The 3,808-nt window shown below is 72.7% G+C and carries 4 protein-coding genes; all 4 read left to right on the plus strand.

The features are described from left to right. The first annotated feature begins 186 nt into the window (after window positions 1-186). Complete coding sequence (locus AC5RUH_RS16460) at window positions 187-642, plus strand: NUDIX hydrolase (RefSeq protein ID WP_494129125.1); 456 nt, start codon at window positions 187-189, stop codon at window positions 640-642. A 184-nt stretch (window positions 643-826) separates the two neighbouring features. Then, window positions 827-1,912: a ribosome small subunit-dependent GTPase A gene (rsgA, locus tag AC5RUH_RS16465; protein WP_494129126.1), complete on the plus strand. Its 1,086-nt coding sequence runs from the start codon at window positions 827-829 to the stop codon at window positions 1,910-1,912. A gap of 167 nt (window positions 1,913-2,079) precedes the next feature. After that, window positions 2,080-3,141: an ABC transporter ATP-binding protein gene (locus AC5RUH_RS16470; RefSeq protein WP_494129128.1), complete on the plus strand. Its 1,062-nt coding sequence runs from the start codon at window positions 2,080-2,082 to the stop codon at window positions 3,139-3,141. Next, window positions 3,141-3,808, plus strand: a 668-nt coding sequence (locus AC5RUH_RS16475; RefSeq protein WP_494129127.1) for an ABC transporter permease, incomplete at its 3' end; no start/stop codon positions are given. The genes AC5RUH_RS16470 and AC5RUH_RS16475, both read left to right, overlap by 1 nt.

The raw sequence follows: 3,808 nt of genomic DNA on the forward strand, positions 1-3,808 counted from the left end.
GCCGCGGTGGCGCCGCGGGAACGTCGGGACGCGTTGCTGCGCGCCCGCGACGAACTGCGCACGGATGCGCAGGCGGCGGCGCACAGCGGCCTCCGCGTCCGATAGCCGCCTCGCCCGCCGCCCTACACTAGCCGCCCCCTACACCGGCCGCCGCCCTACACTGGCCGTCGCCCTAGACTGGGGGACATGGAATTCGACACGCGCGTGGCCGCCTACGGCGTGATCGTGGCCGACGGCGCGGTGCTGCTGGTCCGCTGGACCGGCGCAGGCTGGCCGCGCTGGACCCTGCCCGGCGGCGGCCTGGAATACGGCGAAGACGCCGCAACCGGCGCGGTCCGCGAGATCCGGGAAGAAACGGGCTACGCCGCCAGGCTCGAGCAGCTGCTGGGCGTGGACAGCAAGCACATTCCGGCCGCGAAGCGCCTGCACGGGCAGCGGCCGCTGCACGCCTTCCGCGTCATCTACGCGGCCAGCGTTGTCGGCGGCGAACTGACCGACGAGGCCGACGGCTCCACGGACCTGGCCCGGTGGATCCCGCTCCATGAGGTTCCGACGCTGGACCGGGTCGACCTGGTGGATCTGGGGCTGCGCCTCTACTTCCCGGACGGCGTCCCGGCGGGCCATTCCGCAAACGGCCGGTGAGCGCTATGCTGATCCAGTTGTCGGGCTGACCAGCCCGCCGGACAACCCCGAGGAGGTGGGTGTGATGACCGTTTATCCCGCAGATCCTGCTGCCATCACCAGCCCAGCCTCCGTACCCCGCCCGCGCCGCGGCTAGCGGCCGGAACGTCCCCGGGCGGAGGCCTCACGCCCCGAGGTAACCGTCGTGACCGACACCCATCACCCGCACTCCTTGCTGCGCAGCTACGGCTACACCCGACACGCCGCCGCGCAGTTCAACCTCCATTTTCCCGACCCGGCGCTCCGCCCCGCCCGGGTGGTGCGCACCGACCGCGGCCGCGTCCTGCTGGCGGCCGACGGCGGCCTGCTGCACCTGGCCACCGCAGGCCTCAGCCCGCAGCCGGCCACCGGAGATTGGGTGGCGTACGACGCCGCCCGGCCGGCTTCCGCCGGCGGCCCGGCCATCGCCGGGCTGCTTCCGCGGTTTTCCGCCCTGTCCCGCAAACAGGCCTACGATCCGCTGGCGGCCGAGCAGATCCTGGCCGCCAACATGGACCTGGTCGGCATCGCGGTGCCCTTCGACCGGCCGCTGTCGGCCAACCGGCTGGAGCGCACCCTGGTGGCCGCGTGGGATTCCGGGGCGCTGCCGGTGGTCATCCTGACCAAGGCCGACCTGAGCGGCCGCCATGACGAGGTCGCCGCCCAGATCGTCGAGCAGGCCGCCGGCGCGGACGTCTTGGCGACGAGCGCGGAAACGGGCGACGGGCTCGATGCCGTGGCCGAATACCTGGGCCCCGGCCGGACGATGGTGCTGCTCGGGCCCTCGGGCTCGGGCAAATCCAGCCTGATCAACGCGCTCGCAGGCCGGGCGGTGCAGGACACCGGAGCCGTCCGGGCCGGCGACGGGAAGGGCCGGCACACCACCACGGCGCGCGAGCTCATTCCCCTGCCCAACGGCGCCGTGCTCATGGACACGCCGGGCATCCGCGGCTTCGCGCTGTGGGACGCGGAGGAGGGGCTGGCGACCATGTTCGCGGACATCGAAGACCTGGCCGCCGGCTGCCGGTTCAACGACTGCGCGCACGACGCCGAGCCCGGCTGCGCCGTGCGCCAGGCCCTCGCCGCCGGCAGCCTGGAGCAGCGGCGCTGGGACAGCTACCGGAAGATGGAACGCGAGCTGGCCCGTCTGCACCTGCGGCAGAACGTGGCAGAGCAGCGCCGGGCCGGCCGGCAGTTCGGTAAGGCGGCCAAGGCCGCCGCACAGGCCAAGGACCATCGCGGCAGGCGCTGACCGGGTGCTCGCGGGCCGTGCCGTTGACTAGACTCGGTGGCAGCACCTGTGGGCCTGCCGGCCGCAGGACCCCCCACGGAAGGTTCAGCATGCCCGAGCCCACGAGGCCGGCCGCCCGGCCGGATGAGCTGCCGGCCGAACGCTCGGCCGGAGCCGGTGCCGGCCCCATGGTGCAGTTCCGCGCCGTCACGAAGACCTACGCCGGACAGGCGGCGGTCCAAGACCTGACGCTGGACATCGACCGCGGCGCGATCACCGTCTTCGTGGGCCCTTCGGGCTGCGGCAAGACCACCTCGCTGCGGATGATCAACCGGATGGTGGAGCCGACCTCCGGGTCCGTTCTCGTGGACGGCCACGACGTCTCCGGCCGGCCCGCAGCGGCCCTGCGCCGGTCCATGGGCTACGTCATGCAAGCTGCCGGGCTGCTGCCGCACCGAACGGTGCTGGACAACATCGCCACCGTGCCGCGGCTGAACGGCGTCCGCCGGGCCGCGGCCCGCAAGCGGGCCGACGAGCTGCTCGCCGTCGTCGGGCTGTCCCGTGAGCTGGGCGGCAGGTATCCGGCCCAACTCTCCGGCGGCCAGCAGCAGCGCGTCGGAGTGGCGCGGGCGCTCGCGGCCGACCCGCCGATCCTGCTCATGGACGAGCCGTTCAGTGCGGTGGATCCGGTGGTCCGTGCCGAGCTGCAGCAGGAACTGCTGCGGCTGCAACAGCAGCTGGCGAAAACCATCGTCTTCGTCACGCACGATATCGACGAAGCGGCCCTCCTCGGGGACAAGCTGGCCGTCTTCGCCACCGGGGGCCGGCTGGCCCAGTTCGCCCCGCCCGAGGAGGTCCTGCGGGCGCCGGTGGACGATTTCGTCGCCGGTTTCGTCGGCCGGGACCGCGGCTTCCGCTCGCTGTCCTTCAACAGCGCGCACGGGCTGCCGCTGCTGCCTGCCCGCACCGCGACCGCGGACAGCGTCGGCGAGGCGTCCCGGGAGGGCTGGCTGTTGCTGACCGACGACGACGGCGCACCGGCGGGGTGGCTGCCGCCCGGGGAAGTGGACCCGGCCCGGGCCCGCATCGGCGGGTCGCTGTTCACCGTGGGGTCCAGCCTGCGCCAGGCGCTGGATGCGGCGTTGTCGTCGCCGTCCGGGGCCGGGGTCGCCGTCGACGCCGACGGGCGGGTGGCCGGCCTGGTCGATCCCGCGGCCGTGCTGCAGAGGCTCCAAGCGGGCGGCAGCTGATGGAGTGGTTCCTGGCGAACCTGCCCTATGTGCTGGAGCTGAGCGCCCTCCACCTGTTCCAGTCCGCGCTCCCGCTGGTACTCGGGCTCGTGCTGTCGCTGCCGCTGGGCTACCTGGCCTGGCGGGTCCGCGCAGTGCGCGGCGTTATTCTGTCCGTCTCCTCGGTGCTGTACACGATTCCCTCGCTCGCCCTGTTCGTGATCCTGCCGGTCATCCTGGGTACCGGGATCCTGGAAATGTCCAACCTGATCGTGGCGCTGACCGTTTACTCGGTCGCGCTGCTGGTCCGCGCGGTGGTGGACGCGCTGAACTCCGTGGACGACGGCATCCGGCAGGCCGCGGTGGCCATGGGCTACCTGCCGGTCCGCCGGTTTTTCAGCGTGGACCTTCCGCTGTGCATTCCGGTGCTGGTGGCCGGGCTGCGGGTGGTGTCCGTGAGCAACATCTCGGTGGCCAGCGTCGGCGCGCTGATCGGCGTCCGGAACCTCGGTTTCCTGTTCACCGACGGGCTGCTGCGCTATTTTATGACCGAAATCGTGGTCGGGATCCTGATGACCCTGGTGCTGGCGGCGCTGATGGACGTGCTCCTGCTGGCGCTTGAGCGGGTGCTCACGCCGTGGCGGCGCCCGGGTGCGGCCGCCGGCGGAACCGGGCCGCGGACGCGCGG

It is taken from the genome of Arthrobacter sp. Y3223166, from assembly GCF_059090935.1.

Excerpts from the sequence above, each read along its gene's own strand:
- AC5RUH_RS16460 (WP_494129125.1), top strand. The coding sequence starts at position 187 with ATGGAATTCGACACGCGCGTGGCCGCCTACGGCGTGATCGTGGCCGAC.
- AC5RUH_RS16470 (WP_494129128.1), top strand. The coding sequence starts at position 2,080 with ATGGTGCAGTTCCGCGCCGTCACGAAGACCTACGCCGGACAGGCGGCG.